The sequence below is a fragment of the Cedecea sp. genome (genome assembly GCF_036500665.1).
Taxonomy (GTDB): Bacteria; Pseudomonadota; Gammaproteobacteria; order Enterobacterales; family Enterobacteriaceae; genus Cedecea.
This window is the reverse complement of the sequence record NZ_DASYBS010000106.1, coordinates 17,433-37,749: the sequence shown is the minus strand read 5'-3', so window position 1 is coordinate 37,749 and position 20,317 is coordinate 17,433. Positions and strand designations below refer to the sequence as shown.

Sequence of the window (20,317 nt, the reverse complement as noted above, 5' to 3'; positions counted from 1 at the left end):
CCGTTACGATTTCCAGTTAATTGTTGACGCTGTTGGCAAAGATGCAAGTCTGAGATTTACTCTCCAGGGATTCGCACTCGTTCGGCGGGTTGGCGCAGCGTCATCCACGAGTACAGGGCGTTAAACAGCACGACGCTGGCGGTGACCAGGAACACGGTACGGAAGCCGTAGCTCGCGGAAACGGCAGCCCCGAGCAGCGGGCCGGTGACGTTGCCGATATCACGGAAAGATTGGTTATAGCTAAATATACGGCCTGCAATCTGATTCGAAGAGTTGTAGACCAGGAGCGTTTGCACGGCGGGTAACAGCGCGCCGTCCGCAGCCCCTAACAAGAAACGTAAAATGCCAAGCTGCCAGGTATTCTGCACCAGCGACATGGGGATAAGCAGCAGGACGGAGATAACCAGCGCGCCGATAAGGATCTTCTCCGGCCCGATACGATCCCCAAGCTTGCCCAGCCGTGGGGCGCCGATCAACGCCGCGACGCCAGGCACGGATGCAATCATTCCGCTAATAAACGCCAGGTTGCTGACGTTACCGGCCAGATCGCGCACGTAGAGCGTTAAAATCGGCGCGATAGAGCCGGTCGCCACCTGAATAATCATTGTGGTGATAAACAGGCTCAGCACCAGGCGCGGATTTTTCAATGAGGTCAGTACCTGGCGGGCGTGCAGTAGGTCCTTTTTGGATACCGGCGTGAACGACTCGCGAATGAAGAACAGCGTCATCACAAAGCAGAGAAACAGCACCAATGAGGTGATAAAGAATACCGAGCGCAGCCCGTAGGAGTCCGCCATCAGGCCACCGATGAGCGGGCCAAGCAGCGCGCCGCTGACCGCGCCCGTTGAAAGTGTGCCGAGCGCCCAGCCGCTTTTATGGCGCGGGATCTGGGTGGCTATCAGCGCGTTAGCGTTAGGCACAAACCCGCCAAGCAGGCCGAGCAGGGCCCGTAGCGCCAGGAATTGCCAGATATTTTGCGCCAGCCCCATAAACAGCATGACGATAGACATCCCGAGCGCGGAACGCAGCAGCATCAGTTTTCGACCCTTACGGTCGGCAAGTCCGCCCCAGAAAGGCGAAGCCACGGCGGAAAACAGGAAGGTAATGCTGAAGACCAGCCCGGACCACATGTTCAGCTGGCTGTGGCCGGTGACCCCGAGTTGCTCAACGTAAAGCGGAAGGAACGGCATCACCAGGCTGAAGGCCGCGCCGGTCAGGAAGCAGCCAACCCAGACGACGGCCAGATTACGCTTCCAGTTGATAGTGCTGTCAGGGGGAGTCATACCGCTCCGAAGTTGCCAGTGCCAAAAAGAGAGGGAATTATTACTCTGCTAATTATGCGCCTGTTGGCATTGGGCTGGCAAATCGAAGGGCTTTTTCGATCAAACGCACGGTAATAAAAAGCCGCCTGTTACGGCGGCTATTGCGCGATTATTGGTAGCGGTCGGGCATCCCTTCCGGGCGGGTCTTAAAGCGGCGGTGTAGCCACATATACTGTTCTGGCGCCATCAGAATGCACTTCTCAACGATTTTGTTCATCCAGCGGGCGGTTTCTGCCGGGCTTTCAAGCGGCGGGTTCAGCTCAGGCTGGATAATCGTCAGCTCGTAGCCTTTGCCGTTTGGCAGTCGGCGCGGCACAAACGGCACGGCGCATGCCCCGGAGAGCTTGGCGAGCGTGTAGGTTCCCGTGGTCGTGGCGGCTTGTTCAACGGCGAAGAACGGCACGAATTCGCTGCCACGAGGGCCGTAGTCGTGATCGGGTGCATACCAGATGATGTCGCCATTTTTCAGGGCGCGGATCATGCCTTTCAGATCTCTACGGTCAATCATGCTCTTATTGGAACGCATCCGCCCCCAGGTTTGCAGCCAGTCCAGCAGAGGGTTGTCATTTGGGCGATACACGCCGATACCTGGGGTTTTAATGCCGAAAATACGGGCACCCAGCTCCAGCGTCAGGAAGTGAATACCAATCAGCAAAATACCCTGGCCGGTTTTCTCGATGCCTTTAACGATATCGACGCCTTTGTAGTGGCACCATTTGTTGATGCGCTCGGTAGACCAGAACCAGGCCATGCCGGTTTCAATCAACCCCATGCCGACGGACTCAAAGTTGGCCACCACCATGCGTTCGCGTTTTTCCGCACTCATGTCCGGGAAGCAGAGTTCAAGGTTGCGGTAGGCTATTTGCGCACGGCGCTTCATCAGGCGTTTTGCCAGCCGGCCCAGACCACAGCCAATACGATATAGCACCGGGTACGGGAGCTGAACCAGCAGGTATAAAAAGCCAATGCCCAGCCAGGTGGGCCAGTATCGCGGGTGCAATAATGCACGGGAGAATTGCGGTAAGTTCGTCATGTAAAACCTTTGTGACGGCAATTGCCGGATCTTCTAATCATTCCATTGTGACATTTTTTGGCGCACAGCCAAAATAAGCGCTGGCAGAGTGCCTGATATTTCACCGATTGTTGCCGTTTCTATCGATGAGTGAGCAAAATGTAGCGTAAAACGTGGGGATGTAAATAACCGTTATTTGCTTTATGATGCAGCCCACTTTTTTCCAACGATTGCGAGCGAACACCATGCCAGTGTTACACAACCGCGTATCGAATGAGGAGCTGCGCGCGCGCATGCTTGCCGAAACCGAGCCGCGCACGACTATCTCATTCTACAAATACTTCACTATTGAACAGCCGCAGGCCACGCGTGATGCACTTTATCAGCTGTTTTTGAGCCTCAAAGTGTTTGGCCGTGTCTATTTGGCCCATGAAGGGATCAACGCGCAGATAAGCGTCCCGGAAAGCCGGGTTGATGCCTTCCGCGAAGCGCTTTATGCCTTCCACCCGGCATTCAATAATTTGCGCCTGAATATTGCACTTGAGGATGACGGGAAATCCTTCTGGGTGCTGCGCATGAAGGTGCGTGACCGCATCGTCGCCGACGGCATTGATGATCCAACATTTGACGCAAGTGACGTAGGCGAGTACCTGAAAGCGGCGGAAGTGAACGCCATGCTCGACGATCCGAGCGCGCTTTTCATTGATATGCGTAACCACTACGAATATGAAGTCGGGCATTTTGAGGATGCTCTCGAGATCCCGGCCGACACCTTCCGCGAACAGCTGCCGAAAGCCGTTGATATGATGCAGGATGACAAAGACAAGAAAATTGTCATGTACTGCACCGGCGGGATCCGCTGCGAAAAAGCCAGTGCATGGATGCGGCATAACGGCTTTAAAAACGTTTACCACATTGAAGGCGGGATCATTGAGTATGCGCGTCGTGCGCGTGAGCAAGGCTTGCCGGTGCGCTTTGTCGGGAAAAACTTTGTCTTCGATGAGCGAATGGGGGAGCGTATTTCTGAAGATGTGATTGCCCACTGCCACCAGTGCGGTACGCCGTGCGATAGCCACACCAATTGCAAAAATGACGGCTGCCACCTGCTGTTTATTCAGTGCCCGAGCTGCGCGGAGACATTTTCCGGCTGCTGCAGTGAAGTGTGTCGCGATGAGCTGGCACTGTCGCCTGAAGAGCAGCGCCGACGCCGTGCGGGTCGTGAAAACGGCAATAAGATCTTTAATAAGTCTCGCGGGATGCTGAACACCACGCTGGGTATTCCTGATCCCGAGAAATAATAAATATCCCCCGGTTCGCCGGGGGAATAGTTTTTTACTGGCGTACACCTTCAACAGAGATAATCAGATCAACGTCCTGGGAAGCCGGGCCTAGATCCTGAGTGATGTTGAAGTCTTTCAGCTTTATTTTTCCTTCCGCTTCAAACCCCGCGCGTACGCCGCCCCACGGGTCATCGCCCTGACCAATCAGCTTAGCTGCCAGCGTGACCGGTTTGGTGACGCCGTTCAGCGTCAAATTGCCGGTAATATCCAGCTTCTCGCCGTCTTTTTTCACTTCCGTTGAGGTGAAAGTTGCCTGAGGGAATTTCCCCACATTGAGGAACTCGGCGCTGCGCAGGTGTTTATCACGCTCGGCGTGATTAGTATCAACGCTGGTGGTGTTGATGGTGACGTTGACTTTATCCGCCGCAGGATTTTGCTCGTCGAAGGTAAAGCTGCCGTCAAAATCACGGAAGGTGCCGTACAGCCAGCTATAGCCGAGATGCTGAATACGGAAGTTCACAAACGCGTGCTGACCCTGTTTATCAATTTTATAGTCAGCGGCGACGGCGGAGCCGGCGGTGAATAACAGAGCGCTTAAGGTGGCTCCCAGCAGGATTTTCTTCATTGTCTTACTCTCCATAGTTAACGGGATGCTTTCCCCAGCATGCGCTTGAGGGTGGCATCCTTATCTAGAAAATGGTGCTTCAGGGCGGCAAGGGCGTGAAGCAGGGAAATGATGACGACGGACCAGGCAAGCCAAAGGTGTGCCGTACCGGCGAGGTCGGCCTGAACACCAAAGTCCGTCAGCGTAGCGGGCACATCGAACCAGCCAAAGACGCTAACTGGTTTACCATCAGCCGTTGAAATCAGATACCCGCTCAGCAAAATGGCGAACAATAATGCGTACAGCAAAATATGAGCGACAAGCGCACTGATTCGCGTCAGGCGTGAATAGCTTTTTAGCGGCGGAGGCGGCGGGGAAATAAAGCGCCAGAGAATACGAATCACCAGCCCAAGCATTAACAATATGCCGATGCTTTTATGTATTTCCGGGGCCTTATGGTACCAGACGTCGTAATAACTTAGCGTTACCATCCACAGTCCGAGCGCAAACATGCCATAAACCGTGGCGGCGATCAGCCAGTGAAGCAGAACCGAAAGGTGTCCATAGCGTTCGGGTGAGTTTCGCCATTGCATATTTATGCGTCCATGTGTTTTCTGAAGAAAATAAAACATAGGTGTTCTGTTAACGACAGATCAACATAAATATTCTCATTTCGATATATATTTATTGTATGTCTGTTTTTTTGAATAACACTTGCGGAATGCGTTCAATAGAGTCGAATGAATATAATTGTTTTGATTGGGAAAGATATTGATTGGCGGTTAATTATTTGTCGTGAAACTATATTTAATTAATTTTGCGTCAATATTTGTCAACATAACGTGTATGTGAATAATCAAAAGAAATAAATATAAGCCAGATCCAGTAGCGCAAGCATCGCCCAAAGAACAAGGTAAAGAATAAAATGTTCGCGGATATTATGGGTCAAAAATTGAATAAAACGGATCATGGTGTTCCCCTGAGTAAAGTGGCGGAGGCGTCCGCCACGGGGGATGTTACGCTGTTTTGAAACGTGAAAGTGCGAACGGAGTTAAATCAAACGCCGGTTTTTGACCCAGAGCAAACTGGCAGGCAATTTCACCCAATACCGAGGCGAATTTAAAGCCGTGCCCGCTTAGGCCGGTGATGACCAGGGTGTTGTCATGGCCGGGCAGCGTATCGATGATGAAGTCTTCATCGGGCGAGTTGTCGTAGGTACAGGCTTTACCATGCAGGCAGCAGCCGATACCGGGTAAAAACTCACGCAGGAAAGGAAACACTTCAGACCCGTCGCTGGCGATGCTGCCAAAAGGTTTACGTTGCTCGGGCGAGTCAATCCGCTGCCCGCCATTGTGCTTACCCAGTTTCAGCTCGTTATCTTCGGCCGGGAAGCCGTAATACTGGTCGCCATTTGGCGTTTCTGCGGTAAACGCCGGGAATTTGTTGTTCTCGCTGTAGCGACCATCGGCCTGGTGCCAGGCAAAGATTTTGCGAACCGACGCGATCGGCAGGTCTGGCAGCAGTTTGGTGACCCAGGTGCCCGCGCTGACCAGCAGCTTGCTCCCGTGATATTCACCTTCTTCGGTCACGACCGTTACGCCTTCGTCATCGTGGCGGACCGCCGTCACATTGCAGTTAAAAAGCTGGGCGCTGCCACCTTGTTTAGCAAGGTTGATGTAGGTCTCGATGGCAAGTTCACTTTTCAATACACCTGAGTCCGTCTCAAACAAGCCGACGTAGTTTTCAGGCACCGCAATCTCCGGCCAGCGTGTGGCAATGGCGGCGGCGTCCAGCGTTTCAACCGGCAGGGAAAATTTCTCGGCGCTGGAGGCGACATTACGAATAAACGGAGAATCGGCCGGGCCAAGATTGATTACCCCGGTACGATGAAACAGTTTTTCACCGCTGGTTTCAGCCAGCGCATCCCAGAGTTTCTGGGCACGCAGCACCAGTGGGACATATTTTTCACCTTCGCCATACGCATGGCGCATCAGGCGGGTATCGCCGTGGTGGCTGCCCCGGTCGTGCGGCGGGTGGCCGCTGTCAATCATCAGTACCTTCAGGCCTGAATGTGTTGCATAGCAGCCTGCAGCGGCACCGACGGAACCGCTGCCGACAATGATGAGGTCGTAGTTCATAAGCTTTTCTCTGTGGAAAATTATCTATAGCAGGGTAATTAATTCACCCGAGCGATGCAATTAACGGTGAAGTTTAAAATAAAAAAGGCACCCCGCTGGGTGCCTGTGGCTTTTGTTAAGCATGAGTCGTCAATGCTTTCGATAATCGCTTTCCTGGTAATCACTGGATTCAATTTTGGCGATGCCGGCTTCGAGAATAGAAATAAATTGCCGGGCGACATCGGTGGTCAGCCAGAGCGTCTGGCCGATCTCGGTTTCATCGTGCTTCTGATTATTGGATGTCAGGTAGTGCAGGCGCAGCATCATGGCGTCGTAGCTGTCGACGGTGCTGATGTCCCATCCGACGAGGGGATGAGTCTGAATAACATCACTATTTTTTTCCATCATAACCCCTTTTATACGTGTTTAAAGACAACGGCTAGCGAGGTTCATGCGTGATTTATCGTGAAGCGAGTTAAGTATATCAATAATGAGCAGATAACGGGGATGAAATAAATACTCAGCAACACTTTTTTTGCATTTTTGTGTTCGGTTGAGCAATAAAGCGGCAGGTTATTCTGATTTGTCTGAGAGAAAAGGGAAAATAAACAGCGGTAGTTTAAAAATTAAGCAAAACAAGGTGCGTAAATAAAAAAACCGGATGGCGACACCCGGCAAAAAAGTACCAACATAATTGAGGGTATTAGTCGGCAGAGAACCAATCGTCAGCGCTTTCCCAGGTTTCCTGGAGGATCTCGCTGATTCGCGTTTTATCTTCTTTAGCACCGCCCAGCACGGACAGGTTGTTGCCGGAGGCATAACGCACCTGAACGTCGCTGCTGGTGTCGGGAAAATGTTGATTGATACGGCGGGAAAGCTCACTGGCAAGGGCGTCGATAGCCCCGGGCGGCAACGGTGTGGTTTTGGCTATAGTCACTTCAATACGCATAACGACCCCCTGTATAATATACTGGATATTTATACAGGCTAACTTTCCAGTAAGCAACAGGGGGCGTTGAAATATTTAGCCTTTAACCGACCAGGCGACGTCCTCTCCGGCAAGGAACGGGACGATGCTGTCGTCACCGGCTTCAATCAGCTCCGGCATTGTCTCGGCAACGCGTACCAGCTCGATACTGTCTTCATTCACCGGCAGGCCGTAGAAACGCGGGCCGTTCAGCGAGGTGAAAGCTTCGAAGTGCTGCAGAGCGGTCATCTCCTCAAACACCGTGGCATACGCACCCAGCGCAGAAGGTGCATTGAAACAGCCTGCACAGCCGCAGCTTGCCTCTTTGCGATGGCGAGAGTGAGGCGCCGAGTCGGTACCGAGGAATACGCGGTCACAGCCGCTGGCTACGAGCTCGCGCAGGGCGTCCTGATGAACGCTACGCTTCAGAATCGGCAGGCAGTAAAGATGCGGGCGAATGCCACCAACCAGCATGTGGTTGCGGTTAAACATCAGATGCTGAGGTGTGATTGTTGCGCCAATCAGCGAGTTGCCTTCCTTCACGTACTGGGCCGCATCTTTAGTGGTGATGTGTTCAAACACCACCTTCAGTTCCGGCAGCTGGCGGCGTAGCGGTTCCATCACGGTTTCTATGAAACGTGCTTCACGATCGAAAATATCGATGTCGGCATGGGTGACTTCGCCGTGCACCAGCAGCGGCATGCCAATTTTTTGCATGCGTTCAAGCACCGGCATGATAGCGGCGGTGCTGGTGACGCCGTGGGTAGAGTTGGTTGTGGCATTGGCAGGGTAAAGCTTGGCGGCGGTAAACACGCCTTCATTAAAACCGCGCTCTATTTCGTTAGGGTCAAGCGTGTCGGTCAGGTAGCAGGTCATTAGCGGTTCAAAATTTTGCCCGGCCGGCACGGCATCAAGAATGCGCTGACGGTAGGCAATCGCCGCTTCCACGGTGGTGACAGGAGGCACAAGATTGGGCATCACAATCGCACGGCCATACGTCTGGCTGGTGTAAGGCACCACGGTTTTCAGCATCTCACCATCGCGAAGGTGAATATGCCAGTCATCTGGGCGGCGGATTTTTAATACCTGAGGTAATGCAGTCATGAATGTGCTCCGGCGTGAGAGGGAAAATCAGTCATCAAGGGCTGGTTTTATGCCGGGCACTAAGGATAAGGGGAAACGTTATCGTTTGCACCACTTATGTTGCACAAACGCCTCGGGGCAGCAAAGCGGCCCCGAGGGTTAACCGGTTAGTCGGTTAAAGGAATGATGATTTCACCAGGCTTAACCTCAATGCCTTTGGCATACTTCTTCGCCAACGACTCGCCTTTGCTGCGGTCTTCACTCAGGACATAGGCAGGCTGTTGATTGAAGTAGCTGCGCAGCGACTGGTTCAGGTAGGGAACGATAGTTTGCAACACGGTCTGCATTTTTTGCGGCTCGACCTGAGCATCAACCACCTCCATCTCCTGCAGGTAGATAGCGCCTTGCTCTTTATTGAACACCGGCAGCGCTTTCAACTTCAGTTTTAAGGTGGCTTTTTGATTACCGAATAGTGACGTCATGTCGAGGTTGGCATCGCCGGTTAGCGTGACTTTATTCGGTTCTTCCCGGCCAATCTGGCTGGCTAAATTGGTTAACACGACATGCGCGTCGGCGACGCCGGGCAGGCCAATATCTTTTGAGAAGTTATTGTGTTTTTCCAGCGACTGGTTGATCTCCTGTTCGCTCACGCTGTACTGCGTTAGCTGGTTGCATCCTGATAGCAGGCCGCCAAGCATCAATGCGGCGGCAAAAACAATCTTCTTCATAGGCTTCCTCAAAATAGCGGCTCAAATGCCGTGCCTTACGTTGATCAGCATAATGCGGCACGGCGCCTGCGGCTACAGGAAAAGGATGAAAGGTGTGGTTTACCCCGGGCCGCCGGGTTCAAACATCGTTGGCTCCACGGGTTTGAGGCTGAACTGCCACCAGAGTGCGGCAAGGGTAATACAACCGATAATACCCAGCATCGCCCACGGGAGCTCGGGCTGTTGAAGCGCTTTACCTGCGTCAAACAGCCAGCCACCACCGGTATAGCCGAGCGCGCCACCCAGCGACAGCCCTAAACGGCTGAACCCCATGTAACTCCCGCGTGCGCGAGCATCGGCAAGCGAGGCGCTCAGCGTTTCCCTGGCCGGTTCGGCAATAATCGAGCCAATGTAAAAGGTACAAATCAGGGCAAAAAGCTGCTGTAAGGTTGACGCAAGGCCGACAGGCATCAGGCTCACCGTCATTAAAATCAGCCCCGCCATTAAACGCTGCTCAAGGCGGAAACGTTTTTCGCTCCAGCGGGCAATGGGGTACAGCAACGTGAGCGAAAGCGCCGCCTCAATGGCGTACATCCACTTCACTGCCGATGCGGTACCGGCGATGTCGTTCACCATCAGCGGCAGCATCAGCATCACCTGGACGGCCAGCATGTAGTAACCGGTCAGCGTCAAAACATAGGTTATAAAGCGCTTATCACGGAGCACGCGCCCCATACCTTCACGCATCGGCGTACGAATAGTCGAAAGCTTATAGGCGGGAAGCAGCCAGGCGTTAAGTGCCGCACACAGAACGAACATCACTGCCCCTACGGCACACACCAGGCGGAAATCATACTGCAGCAGCCAGCTGCCCAGAAGGGCACCGATAACCGCCCCGGCGCTGTCCTGCATCATGAGCAGTGAGAAAAATCGTCCGCGGTGCTGAGGGCGTACCAGCTTGACGACCAGCGCCGAGCGGGGAGGATCAAACAGCGTACCGCCGATGGCTGAGAGCAGGCAGGAGAGCCACAGCATCCACGGTTCGGTGGCGATGCCCATGGTGGCAAAACCGGCAGCGCGCAGCAGCATACCGGTGACAATCATCGGCTTGGCACCGAGTCTGTCGGCAATTGCACCGCCGAAAATCCCCAGCCCTTGCTGAATAAACTGACGCAGACCCAGGGCAATGCCGACCATCAATGCGGCCCAGCCCAGCTGGTCAACGAAGCGAATGGAAATCAAAGGGAAGACAACGAAAAAGCCCAATACCACTAACATGTTATCAAGCAGCAGGAAATATTTACCCAGGCTCCTTGCCTGCGCCACCCGCGACATCTCCCCTCCAGGGAACTTCATTAAACGCGACAAGTACTTATTCTCGCCTGCTGCCCGGGCTTTTGACACACGGCGCAGGACAATATTTTTTTATCGTTCAACGAGTTTGATTCAAGGCTCTAATCGAAAAAAGTGATGTTGCTTCATGTTGTTGTTTTCACACGGCGGCCAGGCACAGGTATAGTAACAAGATGAGCCCCGTGAACCGGGATGAAGGAGTGGGATAAACATGTTTGGCTACCGCAATAATGCACCGAAAGTTCGCCTGGTGACCGACAGACTGGTGGTGCGTCTGGTTTATGAGCGAGATGCCTGGCGTATGGCGGATTACTACGCCGAAAATCGCCAATTTCTGAAACCCTGGGAACCCATTCGGGATGAAAGCTACTGCTACCCGTCAGGCTGGCAGGCAAGGCTTGGCATGATCAATGAAATGCACAAGCAGGGCAGTGCGTACTACTTTGTGCTACTCGATCCGGAAGAAAAAGAAGTCATCGGCGTGGCCAACTTTTCCAACGTCGTGCGCGGTTCGTTCCATGCTTGCTACCTCGGTTACTCCATCGCTGAAAAGTGGCAGGGGCAGGGGTTAATGCATGAGGCGCTGACCAGCGCTATTCGCTACATGCAACGTAGCCAGAATGTGCATCGCATTATGGCCAACTATATGCCGCACAATCAGCGAAGCGGCGACTTGCTGGCGCGTCTTGGCTTCGAAAAAGAAGGGTACGCAAAGGATTATTTGCTTATTGACGGCGTATGGCGGGACCACGTTCTGACCGCGCTTGTCAATAAAGACTGGACCCCAGGTCGTGGAGTTTAAAAATGAAATATCAGTTAACGGCGGTTGAAGCGCGCGTGATTGGCAGCCTGCTGGAAAAGCAAATCACGACGCCAGAGCAGTATCCCATGTCGGTCAACGGCGTAGTCACCGCCTGCAACCAGAAAACCAACCGTGAACCGGTGATGGAGCTGAAAGAGCACGACGTCCAGGACACGCTGGATACGCTGGTGAAAAATCATTATCTGCGCACCGTCAGCGGGTTTGGCAACCGCGTGACCAAATACGAACAGCGCTTTTGCAACTCAGAGTTTGGTCAGTTGAAACTGACGCCGGCAGAAGTAGCGGTTATCACCACATTACTGCTGCGTGGCGCACAAACGCCGGGTGAGCTGCGCAGCCGTGCCGGGAGAATGTTTGAGTTCACCGATATGGCGCAGGTAGAAGCTACGCTGGAAGGGCTCGCGGGTCGTGACGACGGGCCGTTTGTTGTACGTCTGCCGCGCGAGCCGGGTAAACGTGAAAGCCGTTATATGCATCTCTTTAGCGGTGAGGTTGATTTTTCTGCGATGACAGAGCAAAGCGTAATCCCGGTTTCAGACTCGCTCAATGCGAGAGTGGACGCGCTGGAGGCAGAAGTTGCCGAGCTTAAACAGCGGCTGGGTTCCCTGCTTGCGCATCTGGGAGACTAATGATGACTAAATTACGCATTGGCGTGGTGGGGCTGGGCGGTATAGCGCAGAAAGCCTGGCTGCCGGTTCTTGGCGCATCAAGCGACTGGTCGCTGGTTGGCGCATTTTCGCCAACCAAAGCGAAGGCGCTGCCGGTTTGTGAAACCTGGCGAATTCCCTATGTCGACTCGCTGAGTAACCTGGCGGCCCGGTGCGATGCCGTATTTGTTCATAGCGCCACCCGCTCGCACTTTGCGGTGGTGAATGCGCTGCTCAACGCTGGCGTTAACGTCTGCGTGGATAAACCCTTAGCGGAAAATCTGGCCGATGCCGAGAGGCTGGTGGAGCTTGCGGAGCGAAAAAAACGCACCCTGATGGTCGGGTTCAACCGTCGTTTTGCGCCGCGCTACCAGCAGCTAAAGGCAAAACTCTCCACCGGAGCGTCCCTGCGCATGGATAAACATCGCAGCGATAGCGTTGGCCCTAACGATCTGCGCTTTACGCTGCTCGATGATTACCTTCACGTGGTGGATACGGCGCTGTGGCTTGGCGGCGGTTCCGCCCAGCTGCAAAGCGGTACGCTGCACACCAACGAGCTGGGGCAGATGCTGTATGCCGAGCACCATTTCAGCCAGGGCAACCTGACCGTAACGACCAGCATGCATCGTCGGGCCGGAAGCCAGCGTGAGTGGGTTCAGGCGGTGACCGACGGCGGGCTTTATGAAGTGACCGACATGCGTCAGTGGCGTGAAGAGTGCGGAGCAGGGGTGATAGAGCAGCCGATTCCCGGCTGGCAAACAACGCTGGAACAGCGCGGCTTTGCAGGCTGCGCTCGTCACTTTATCGACTGCGTGGCGAATCAGACGGTTCCTGAAACGTCCGGTGAACAGGCTCTGCTGGCGCAGCGCGTCGTGGAGAAGCTCTGGCGCGAGGCGATCATTGAATAAGCTGTAACAGATCACGGTAGCAATTCGGCGCGGTATCGGTAGACTATGCCGACTTGTCATCATCCATGAACGCCTGCATTGCAGGCGTTCATGTTTGTGGAATAACAGAATAAATGAACCTATTAAAATCGCTGGCGGCCGTCAGCTCGATGACCATGTTTTCCCGCGTGCTTGGCTTTGCGCGCGACGCTATTGTGGCGAGGGTATTTGGGGCAGGAATGGCGACGGACGCCTTCTTCGTGGCGTTTAAGCTGCCGAACCTGCTTCGCCGTATATTTGCCGAGGGCGCTTTCTCCCAGGCTTTTGTACCGATTCTTGCTGAATACAAGAGTAAGCAGGGTGAAGATGCAACGCGCGTTTTTGTCTCCTATGTATCGGGGCTTTTGACCCTGGCACTGGCGCTGGTCACCGTACTCGGCATGCTCGCTGCACCATGGGTTATTCTGGTTACCGCGCCGGGCTTTGCCGACACTGCGGATAAATTTGCGCTGACCTCGAGTCTGCTGCGCATTACCTTCCCGTATATTTTGCTGATTTCGCTGGCGTCGCTGGTGGGGGCCATTCTTAATACCTGGAACCGTTTCTCGGTTCCGGCGTTTGCCCCGACGTTCCTCAATCTCAGTATGATTGGTTTTGCGCTGTTTGCCGCGCCGCACTTTAACCCGCCGATTCTGGCGTTGGCCTGGGCGGTGACGGTGGGCGGCGTTCTGCAGCTGGCCTATCAGCTGCCGCACCTGAAGAAAATCGGTATGCTGGTGCTACCGCGTATCAGCTTTAAAGATGCGGGCGCGATGCGGGTTATCAAGCAGATGGGGCCGGCTATTCTCGGCGTTTCCGTCAGCCAGATTTCGCTGATCATCAATACCATTTTTGCCTCTTTCCTGGTGTCCGGCTCGGTCTCCTGGATGTACTATGCTGACCGCCTGATGGAGTTCCCGTCCGGGGTGCTGGGCGTGGCGTTGGGCACCATTTTATTGCCGTCGCTGGCGAAGAGCTTTGCCACCGGCAACCACGATGAATACTCCCGCCTGATGGACTGGGGGCTGCGTCTCTGCTTCCTGCTGGCGCTGCCGAGCGCCGTAGCGCTGGGTATTCTGGCCAAACCGCTGACCGTTTCTTTGTTCCAGTACGGCAAGTTTTCTGCTTTTGATGCCCTGATGACCCAGCGTGCGCTGGTTGCGTACTCGGTCGGCCTGATGGGGCTTATCGTGGTGAAAGTGCTGGCGCCGGGTTTCTATTCCCGCCAGGACATTAAAACGCCGGTTAAGATAGCCATCGTGACGCTGATTTTGACGCAGCTAATGAACCTGGCGTTTATCGGCCCACTGAAACATGCCGGGCTTTCGCTGTCGATTGGTCTGGGCGCCTGCATTAACGCCTCGCTGCTTTACTGGCAGCTACGCAAGCAGGATATCTTCCAGCCGCAGGCAGGCTGGACGCCATTCCTGCTGCGCCTGGTGGCGGCGGTGCTGGTGATGTCTGCGGTGCTGGTTGGGCTGATGTACGTCATGCCGGCCTGGGACTTAGGTAATATGCCTTACCGATTGCTACGGCTGATGGCTGTTGTCGTTGCGGGCGTTGTCGCCTATTTTGCGACGCTGCTGCTGCTGGGCTTCAGGCTGAAAGATTTCGCCCGCCGCACGCTTTGATTTTTTTCTGGGTGGATGACGCTTTCGTCAGGCCGCCCTATTCTTTATATGTTGAAAGGTTAATTAGGTGACAGAGCGATGAGAGGAATAATCACAACCTGGTTCGAAGACAAGGGCTTCGGATTTATCAAAGATGAAAACGGCGAGAACCGTTACTTCCATGTGATTAAAGTCGCCAACCCGGAGCTTATCAAAAAGGATGCGTCGGTGACCTTCGAGCCGGGAACCAATAATAAAGGCCTGTCGGCCTTTGCTGTCAAGGTTGAGCCGGAGAGCAAGCATCTCTTTATTGCGGGAGAGCGTCTTAAAATCACCTCGATCAAATCTTTCGTGGTGTACAGCGAAGAGCAGCCTGCTGACGGCAAGATCGATAAAGAAAATGCGGTGCTGTCGGTTGGCCTGCTGATGAACAGCATTCGCCCGAAGGCAGAGAAAAAAGAGGGCGAAATGCGCACGGTGAAAAAACTGGCCGTGACCACATTCCAGGGCGAAACGCATCTCTTCTCAGAGGATGAGATTGATATTGAGGCTACGGTAAAAGTGTTGAAATCGCTGAAATAAACGATCTGCTGGTCAAGGAGAGCGTTGACCAGCAGTTTTCATCTGGTGGGAAAATCAGATAGTGATTTTTTTACCGCCGCGGTTCGCCTGCGACGTTGCCTGCCCGTCGGCACCATAGAAGTCCGGTGCCTGATGCGGTTTTAATACGGCAAGCGCCTGCTCATTACGGGCCATCTGGTCTTCAAGTAGCCAACCATTGTGCTGGTTAATATCCCGCAAATGCAGGGTTTTTTGCGTAATCGTCTGCCAGCGCTGGTTGACATCGATGCTGGTTACCGCTCCCGAATTTTGCTCAGCACGTCGCTGCTGTTCCAGGTAATCCAGGGTTGCCAGCAGCGAGCTTTTATCTTCAGTTATACGTTGCAGCGCATTGCTGTTTATCTGGCCTGCGGAAAGCTGCAGCTGTTCGGCATCCATCACCTCTTTCAGTGAATTCAGTACCGCGGTCATTTGGTCCAGCACTTCTAACAGACGACTCACCGTTATTTACTCGACAAATAGCTTTGGGCTTCCTGGATCAGCGCATCGGCGATCTTGCCGGTATCCATCTTCAGGTCACCGTTACGAATAGCCGTCTTCAGCGCTTCAACACGATCCATGTTGATATCGCTGGTTCCCGGCTGCATTAATTTAGCCTGCGCATCGCTTAATTTTACGCTGGTGCTGTTGGCGGTTGTCGATTTTTCCAGACGGCTTTTCAGCGCCTGTGGATCGCTGGTTTCACGCGGTTGTACGGTGCTTACCGGTTTCAGTGGCGACGTGCGATCAATGCTCATTGTTCTCTCCTCATCGAGGGGCTCGCGGCGTAAGAGCCAGTCAGTATTATTTATTGATAGTACTATCGGCAGTCGCCGCGGAATCTTTAAAAAGATTATAGATTAATCAGAATATTCCCATCAGCATCAACCGTCCCGCTTACCACCTGTCCTGAGGACATTCGAACGCGGGCATTTTGCGTGACCGCAGCGTTGTTCAGCGCCTTGCCTTCACCGTTGACGCTAAAGCCTTCGCCGGAGGCAATAACCTGAACCTGCTGGCCGGCTTTTACGCGCCAGGCCTGTCGAATCATCGACTGAATCACCGGCTGACCGGGCGCTATGTCCCGCAGCGTCACCGCATCGGTGGCCTGGCCGATATCCATCATAGTTCGTGGCGGAAGTTGGTCAAGGCGGCCGCTTTTTAGCTGCACGCTGGCCTCATCGATCCTTGCTCCGCGGGGTATTGCCCGGATGGCGACCACATAGTTACCCGTCGCAATCACCTGAACCTGGATAAACCGTTTGTCGCTGCCGCAGCGTGCCATCACGCTCACGCTTCCCCACAGTTTGGCATTTCCCGGCGTTGAAAATTCGGGCAGAGGGCAGGCAGGAAGCTGGGTTTCAGGGGTTTTCACCTTGACGCTGACGTCATCGCTGATCCCCGCCAGCCGCTGCTGGAAATACTGGGTCAGCGGTTGGTCGAGCGCACCCGCCAGGGCCAGTTGGCTTACCAGCAAACTTGCTACGCCGCTCCAGATTTTCAGGCTTCTCATCGCGCTTCTCCATTCTCAGGTTGCGGTGATTTTAACCGTGAGCCGTTTTGATCAAGGCGATAAATAGCGACGTATTTTGCGCTTATTCCACCCATCACGTACGCGTAAGGCGCTTTAAGCTTTCGGACGATTCCTAATTCTATGGACCATGGAGGAAGCATGCTCGATAAACTGGACGCCGCACTGCGATTTCAGCAAGAAGCGCTTAACTTGCGTGCCCAGCGTCAAGAGATTCTGGCTGCGAATATCGCCAATGCCGACACGCCGGGCTTTCAGGCGCGCGATATCGACTTTGCCAGTGAAATGAAAAAAGTGATGGAGCGCGGACGCGTTGAAGGTGGCGGCATGTCGCTTGCGCTGACTTCCTCGCGCCATATTCCGGCACAAACCCACTCCACTCCGTCGCTCGATCTCCTCTACCGCGTACCTGACCAGCCAGCAATGGACGGTAATACCGTTGATATGGACCGCGAACGTACGCAGTTTGCCGATAACAGCCTGGGTTACCAGACTAACCTCACGGTGATTGGCGGCCAAATCAAAAGCATGATGTCGGTGCTACAGGGATAATCGATGGCCTTACTCAATATTTTCGACATCGCCGGTTCGGCAATGACCGCCCAGTCCAAACGCATGAACGTCGCGGCGAGTAACCTCGCTAACGCCGACAGCGTCACCGGGCCTGACGGGCAGCCTTACCGCGCAAAACAGGTCGTTTTCCAGGTTGATGCTGCGCCTGGTGCTGCGACCGGTGGCGTTAAAGTGACTAACGTGGTGGAGAGCGATGCGCCGGACAAGCTGGTGTTCCAGCCGGGTAACCCGCTTGCAGACGCGCGTGGTTACGTGCGTATGCCTAACGTAGATGTTGTCGGGGAAATGGTGAACAGCATGTCCGCCTCCCGCAGCTACCAGGCAAACGTCGAAGTGCTCAATACCGTGAAGGGCATGATGATGAAAACGCTCACTCTCGGTCAGTAACAGGAGCCTATATGTCCATCGCAGTCAAAATGAACGATCCAACTAACAATGTTGATCCTACTGCAGGTGCGTCAAAAAACAGCCTGACGGGCAACAGCGCGGCGGACCTGCAGGGCAGCTTTTTGACCCTGCTGGTTGCGCAGTTAAAAAACCAGGATCCGACAAATCCAATGCAAAACAACGAACTGACAACGCAGCTTGCGCAAATCAGTACCGTTAGCGGCATTGAAAAACTGAACACTACGCTGGGCTCGGTCTCCGGCCAGCTCAACCAGAACCAGTCGCTGCAGGCGAGTGCCCTGATTGGCCATGGCGTCATGATCCCGGGCAACAAAGTGCTGGCGGGAACGGACTCAAAAACCAACACCATCAGCACCACGCCGTTTGGCGTTGAGCTGCAGCAGGCGGCGGATAAAGTCACCGCAACTATCTCCGATAAAGACGGCAAAGTGGTCCGCACCATTGAGATTGGCGGGCTCAGTGCCGGGGTACATACCTTCACCTGGGACGGCAGCGCCAATGACGGCACCAACGTACCCGACGGTTCTTATACTGTGGCAATTAATGCCACCAACGGCGGGACGCAGCTGGTGGCTCAGCCACTGAACTTCGCCATGGTGAACGGCGTCATTAACAGCAAAGACGGTGCCAAGCTGGATCTCGGAACCTACGGTTCCACGACCCTCGATGCAATCAGGCAAATTATTTAAGCCTATAACCTTAGCAGGAGTAAGACATGGCGTTTTCTCAAGCGGTCAGCGGCTTGAATGCTGCGGCCACCAACCTGGACGTGATTGGTAACAACATTGCCAACTCCGCCACCTACGGTTTTAAATCCGGCTCGGTTTCTTTTGCCGATATGTTTGCGGGCTCTAAAGTGGGCCTGGGCGTTAAAGTGGCGGGTGTGACCCAGAACTTTAGCGACGGTACCACGACCGGTACCGGCCGTGGCCTGGACGTGGCTATCAGCCAGAACGGTTTCTTCCGCCTGGTGGATAGCTCTGGCTCCGTGTTCTATAGCCGTAACGGGCAGTTCAAGCTGGATGAAAACCGTAACCTGGTGAACATGCAGGGCCTGCAGTTAACCGGTTACCCGGCAACCGGCACCCCGCCAACCATTCAGCAGGGCGCAAACCCGGTTGGCCTGTCGATCCCAAATACCCTGATGGCGGCAAAATCCACCACCACGGCGTCCCAGCAGATCAACCTGAATTCTACCGACAAGGTGCCGACCACCACGCCTTTCGATCCGACTAAATCGGATAGCTACAACAAGAAGGGGACGGTGACCGTATTTGACAGCCAGGGTAACGCCCACGGCATGGACCTTTACTACGTTAAAACTGCGGATAACACCTGGCAGGTGTTCACCAAAGACTCTTCTGTTGCGGGCTCTACCGCGAGCTCAGCAGGGTTTATGCGCTTCGATAACAACGGTTCCCTGCTCGGTATTACGGCAAACGCTGCCGATCCTATTCCGAACCCGAATACCCTGCCAAGCGGTATTACTGTGACGACTGGCACCAGCAACGGCGCGCAGCCTGCGACCTTTGCTCTTAGCTTCCAGAACTCAATGCAGCAGAACACCGGCGCCAACAACATCGTTGCGACCAACCAAAACGGCTATAAGCCGGGTGACCTGGTCTCTTACCAGATTAACGATGATGGCACCGTTGTGGGTAACTACTCCAACGAGCAGACCCAGCTTCTGGGGCAAATCGTGCTGTCCAACTTTGCCAACCCTGAAGGTTTGTCGTCCCAGGGCGATAATGTCTGGACCGCGACCAACTCTTCCGGCGTTGCATTATTGGGGCTCGCGGGTACCGGCAACTTCGGTACGCTGACCAGCGGGGCGCTGGAGTCTTCGAACGTGGATCTGAGTAAAGAACTGGTGAACATGATTGTCGCGCAGCGTAACTACCAGTCGAATGCGCAGACCATCAAAACTCAGGATCAGATCCTCAATACCCTGGTTAACCTGCGCTAAGCGCCTGACGGGACGGCTTAATGGATCACGCAATCTACACCGCCATGGGCGCTGCCAGCCAGACGCTGAATCAACAGTCAGTCACGGCAAGCAACCTGGCGAATGCTTCGACCCCGGGCTTCCGCGCGCAGCTTAACGCTTTGCGTGCGGTACCGGTTGAAGGGCTTTCTCTGCCAACCCGTACCCTTGTCATCGCCTCTACGCCTGGGGCGGATATGACTCCGGGTCAAATGGACTACACCTCGCGCCCGATGGACGTTGCTTTACAGCAGGATGGCTGGCTGGCGGTGCAGACGCAGGACGGCGGAGAAGCCTATACCCGTAACGGTAACATCCAGGTCAGCCCAGCGGGGCAACTGACTATCGGTGGCCGACCTGTTATCGGCGACGGTGGCCCTATTGCGGTACCGGAAGGTTCGCAGGTCACTATCGCGGCTGACGGAACGATCTCCGCGCTGAACCCCGGTGATCCACCGAATACCGTGGCGCCTATTGGTCAACTGAAGCTGGTGAAAGCCACGCAGCAGGAGGTTGTTCGTGGTGATGACGGGCTATTCCGTCTGAACCAGACGGCCCAGGCCACACGCGGTGCGGTACTGCAAGCGGACCCTACCATCAAGGTGATGTCCGGCGTACTGGAAGGCAGCAACGTTAAACCGGCAGAAGCGATGGCGGACATGATAGCCAACGCTCGTCGCTTTGAGATGCAGATGAAAGTTATCGCCAACGTTGATGACAATGAACAGCGTGCTAACACGCTGCTGCAAATGACCTAACGACCGGCTTAC

Annotated in this window: 25 protein-coding genes; 11 read left to right on the top strand and 14 right to left on the bottom strand. The window is 54.4% G+C overall.

The features are described 5' to 3' along the window. Positions 1–56 precede the first annotated feature (56 nt). Together mdtG and VGM55_RS17600 are read right to left on the bottom strand one after the other, a co-directional pair. Complete coding sequence (mdtG, locus tag VGM55_RS17605; protein WP_331636164.1) at positions 57–1,283, bottom strand: multidrug efflux MFS transporter MdtG; 1,227 nt, start codon at positions 1,281–1,283, stop codon at positions 57–59. Between the two features lie 148 nt (positions 1,284–1,431). Then, on the bottom strand, positions 1,432–2,355 hold the full coding sequence (locus tag VGM55_RS17600; RefSeq protein ID WP_331636163.1) for a Kdo(2)-lipid IV(A) acyltransferase: 924 nt from the start codon (positions 2,353–2,355) through the stop codon (positions 1,432–1,434). Between the two features lie 224 nt (positions 2,356–2,579). On the opposite strand from VGM55_RS17600, the gene VGM55_RS17595 reads away from it, so the two are divergent. Continuing rightward, on the top strand, positions 2,580–3,632 hold the full coding sequence (locus VGM55_RS17595; protein WP_331636162.1) for a rhodanese-related sulfurtransferase: 1,053 nt from the start codon (positions 2,580–2,582) through the stop codon (positions 3,630–3,632). Positions 3,633–3,666: 34 nt separating this feature from the next. Here VGM55_RS17595 and VGM55_RS17590 read toward each other — a convergent pair whose 3' ends face one another. From VGM55_RS17590 to mdtH, 9 genes are all read right to left on the bottom strand, one after another. Further along, the gene (locus tag VGM55_RS17590; RefSeq protein WP_154187692.1) at positions 3,667–4,239 is read right to left on the bottom strand and encodes a YceI family protein; all 573 of its coding nucleotides are present in this window, start codon (positions 4,237–4,239) and stop codon (positions 3,667–3,669) included. A 17-nt stretch (positions 4,240–4,256) separates the two neighbouring features. Continuing rightward, complete coding sequence (locus tag VGM55_RS17585) at positions 4,257–4,811, bottom strand: cytochrome b (protein WP_154187691.1); 555 nt, start codon at positions 4,809–4,811, stop codon at positions 4,257–4,259. 263 nt (positions 4,812–5,074) lie between these two features. Then, on the bottom strand, positions 5,075–5,188 hold the full coding sequence (locus tag VGM55_RS17580; protein WP_154187690.1) for a DUF2770 family protein: 114 nt from the start codon (positions 5,186–5,188) through the stop codon (positions 5,075–5,077). 46 nt (positions 5,189–5,234) lie between these two features. Beyond that, a complete protein-coding gene (gene solA / locus VGM55_RS17575) occupies positions 5,235–6,356 on the bottom strand; it encodes an N-methyl-L-tryptophan oxidase (protein WP_331636161.1) in 1,122 nt (373 codons plus the stop codon). A 129-nt stretch (positions 6,357–6,485) separates the two neighbouring features. Next, entirely contained in the window at positions 6,486–6,740 is a 255-nt protein-coding gene (gene bssS, locus VGM55_RS17570; protein WP_008453527.1) for a biofilm formation regulator BssS, read from the bottom strand. Between the two features lie 298 nt (positions 6,741–7,038). Continuing rightward, the gene (gene dinI, locus VGM55_RS17565; protein ID WP_154187688.1) at positions 7,039–7,284 is read right to left on the bottom strand and encodes a DNA damage-inducible protein I; all 246 of its coding nucleotides are present in this window, start codon (positions 7,282–7,284) and stop codon (positions 7,039–7,041) included. 75 nt (positions 7,285–7,359) lie between these two features. After that, complete coding sequence (pyrC, locus tag VGM55_RS17560) at positions 7,360–8,406, bottom strand: dihydroorotase (protein ID WP_331636160.1); 1,047 nt, start codon at positions 8,404–8,406, stop codon at positions 7,360–7,362. A 146-nt stretch (positions 8,407–8,552) separates the two neighbouring features. Next, the gene (locus VGM55_RS17555) at positions 8,553–9,113 is read right to left on the bottom strand and encodes a lipoprotein (RefSeq protein ID WP_154187686.1); all 561 of its coding nucleotides are present in this window, start codon (positions 9,111–9,113) and stop codon (positions 8,553–8,555) included. Between the two features lie 99 nt (positions 9,114–9,212). Then, entirely contained in the window at positions 9,213–10,427 is a 1,215-nt protein-coding gene (gene mdtH / locus VGM55_RS17550) for a multidrug efflux MFS transporter MdtH (RefSeq protein ID WP_154187685.1), read from the bottom strand. A 229-nt stretch (positions 10,428–10,656) separates the two neighbouring features. On the opposite strand from mdtH, the gene rimJ reads away from it, so the two are divergent. The 5 genes from rimJ (at position 10,657) to VGM55_RS17525 (ending at position 15,033) form a co-directional block, all read left to right on the top strand. Continuing rightward, entirely contained in the window at positions 10,657–11,247 is a 591-nt protein-coding gene (gene rimJ / locus VGM55_RS17545) for a ribosomal protein S5-alanine N-acetyltransferase (protein WP_154187684.1), read from the top strand. A gap of 2 nt (positions 11,248–11,249) precedes the next feature. Beyond that, entirely contained in the window at positions 11,250–11,897 is a 648-nt protein-coding gene (locus tag VGM55_RS17540; protein ID WP_154187683.1) for a YceH family protein, read from the top strand. 2 nt (positions 11,898–11,899) lie between these two features. Further along, positions 11,900–12,823: a Gfo/Idh/MocA family oxidoreductase gene (locus VGM55_RS17535; protein WP_331636209.1), complete on the top strand. Its 924-nt coding sequence runs from the start codon at positions 11,900–11,902 to the stop codon at positions 12,821–12,823. A gap of 113 nt (positions 12,824–12,936) precedes the next feature. Beyond that, positions 12,937–14,472, top strand: a complete 1,536-nt coding sequence (murJ, locus tag VGM55_RS17530) for a murein biosynthesis integral membrane protein MurJ (protein WP_154187682.1) — start codon at positions 12,937–12,939, stop codon at positions 14,470–14,472. Between the two features lie 78 nt (positions 14,473–14,550). Continuing rightward, positions 14,551–15,033 (top strand): cold-shock protein, encoded by a 483-nt coding sequence (locus VGM55_RS17525; protein ID WP_154187681.1) that lies wholly within the window; start codon positions 14,551–14,553, stop codon positions 15,031–15,033. 54 nt (positions 15,034–15,087) lie between these two features. Here VGM55_RS17525 and flgN read toward each other — a convergent pair whose 3' ends face one another. From flgN to flgA, 3 genes are all read right to left on the bottom strand, one after another. Continuing rightward, on the bottom strand, positions 15,088–15,513 hold the full coding sequence (flgN, locus tag VGM55_RS17520; RefSeq protein ID WP_331636159.1) for a flagella biosynthesis chaperone FlgN: 426 nt from the start codon (positions 15,511–15,513) through the stop codon (positions 15,088–15,090). Between the two features lie 2 nt (positions 15,514–15,515). Next, positions 15,516–15,809 carry a flagellar biosynthesis anti-sigma factor FlgM gene (gene flgM, locus VGM55_RS17515; RefSeq protein ID WP_154187680.1) on the bottom strand — a complete coding sequence of 98 codons (294 nt, stop codon included), beginning with the start codon at positions 15,807–15,809 and terminating at the stop codon, positions 15,516–15,518. A gap of 95 nt (positions 15,810–15,904) precedes the next feature. Further along, complete coding sequence (gene flgA / locus VGM55_RS17510) at positions 15,905–16,564, bottom strand: flagellar basal body P-ring formation chaperone FlgA (protein ID WP_331636158.1); 660 nt, start codon at positions 16,562–16,564, stop codon at positions 15,905–15,907. Between the two features lie 159 nt (positions 16,565–16,723). On the opposite strand from flgA, the gene flgB reads away from it, so the two are divergent. The 5 genes from flgB to VGM55_RS17485 are packed head-to-tail and all read left to right on the top strand — an operon-like array spanning position 16,724 to position 20,305. Next, complete coding sequence (gene flgB / locus VGM55_RS17505) at positions 16,724–17,134, top strand: flagellar basal body rod protein FlgB (protein ID WP_154187678.1); 411 nt, start codon at positions 16,724–16,726, stop codon at positions 17,132–17,134. Positions 17,135–17,137: 3 nt separating this feature from the next. After that, positions 17,138–17,542 (top strand): flagellar basal body rod protein FlgC, encoded by a 405-nt coding sequence (gene flgC, locus VGM55_RS17500; RefSeq protein ID WP_126356811.1) that lies wholly within the window; start codon positions 17,138–17,140, stop codon positions 17,540–17,542. An 11-nt stretch (positions 17,543–17,553) separates the two neighbouring features. After that, positions 17,554–18,252, top strand: a complete 699-nt coding sequence (flgD, locus tag VGM55_RS17495; protein WP_154187677.1) for a flagellar hook assembly protein FlgD — start codon at positions 17,554–17,556, stop codon at positions 18,250–18,252. Between the two features lie 26 nt (positions 18,253–18,278). Then, the gene (gene flgE, locus VGM55_RS17490) at positions 18,279–19,529 is read left to right on the top strand and encodes a flagellar hook protein FlgE (RefSeq protein WP_154187676.1); all 1,251 of its coding nucleotides are present in this window, start codon (positions 18,279–18,281) and stop codon (positions 19,527–19,529) included. A gap of 20 nt (positions 19,530–19,549) precedes the next feature. Continuing rightward, on the top strand, positions 19,550–20,305 hold the full coding sequence (locus tag VGM55_RS17485; RefSeq protein ID WP_154187675.1) for a flagellar basal body rod protein FlgF: 756 nt from the start codon (positions 19,550–19,552) through the stop codon (positions 20,303–20,305). The last annotated feature ends 12 nt before the right edge of the window (positions 20,306–20,317 follow it).